Genomic DNA, 1,160 nt, shown 5'->3' on the forward strand with positions numbered 1-1,160 from the left:
GTTTTTGATCCCATCAAATTGAAAAATGCCCCTGCCATTTTCCATCCTCATGAAAAACCAACATTCCTCCTTTGCACCGATGTCCTGAAAGATGTGGTCGAAGCATCCGGGCTAGTGGGGCTGACATTCCAACATCTCTGGAATGAGACAACGGGTGGTGTGTGGGTTGAACGCCCCCCTGTCCTCGGACCCATAGCAGCAAAACTGGGCAAGGAGCTGGAGGACAAGTGGAAAAAGAACAAAAAGAAATATGACCTGCTTTATGACAAACTAAAAAACAGGGAGGGTATTACACTGCTCTGACAAGGGCCTTATTTTGTTTCCTCACTCGCCTGAACTCCTTCTTCATGAATGTGCTTTAGGGGAGATAAAAGGTTTTCGAGAATTATTTTGCTAAAATTACCGTGGTTTTGCGTGAGACGGGACAGGCCTGTCATCCGTCGATGAATTACGAAAATTCGGGATGAAGCTTGTACGAAATAGTGGCGATAAACGCGCCACAAAACTTCACGAAACCGTTTTGGATTTTGATATTCTTTTCAACGGATAAGAGCAGCAACGATGTCAGAGCTCAATGTCTATCGTGTCAGTAGTAATCTTCAATATGGCGGCATTTCGCCGAATGTAAAAATATGGGATGAAAACGGACGAGCAGTTTTGCCCGATTACATTAAACTAGAAAACTGGGAACTGTATCCAGTTCGTTTGAAAAAATTTACAACAGATGTGAATTTCATCCCTTATTACGCTGGTGACAATTTTGTTGTCGATGAAACCGCAAAAGCTCTGTTGCAGCCTCTGATACAAGATTGTGGAGAGTTCCGACCTGTCAAAGTGGGAGAACGCCTGTACTGGTGGTTCAAATGTACCCTTGAATATGACTGCACGGCCAAGGGGCAAATCGAAGGAGACATTCTGCTTCCAGAAGCTAATATGTGGTACGATATCAACCGCTGGGTTTTTGATCCCGTTAAACTGAGGCAAGTCCCTACCATTTTTTATCCCCATGAATATCCAACAGCCCTTCTTTGCACCGATGTCCTGAAAAATGTGGTCGAAGCATCCGGGCTGGTGGGGCTGAAATTCCAACATCTCTGGAATGAGACAACGGGCGGTGTGTGGGTTGAAAGCCCCCCTGTTCTCGGCCCCATAGCAGCAAA

Annotated in this window: 2 protein-coding genes; both read left to right on the forward strand. The window is 45.4% G+C overall.

The window, feature by feature from the left end:
- Nucleotides 1-303, forward strand: a 303-nt coding sequence (locus HK23_RS14620) for a hypothetical protein (RefSeq protein WP_179193921.1), incomplete at its 5' end; no start/stop codon positions are given.
- 258 nt (nt 304-561) lie between these two features.
- Nucleotides 562-1,160, forward strand: a 599-nt coding sequence (locus tag HK23_RS14450) for a hypothetical protein (protein ID WP_143217589.1), incomplete at its 3' end; no start/stop codon positions are given.

This window comes from Acetobacter malorum, from assembly GCF_002153605.1.
GTDB classification, from domain to species: Bacteria; Pseudomonadota; Alphaproteobacteria; order Acetobacterales; family Acetobacteraceae; genus Acetobacter; species Acetobacter malorum_A.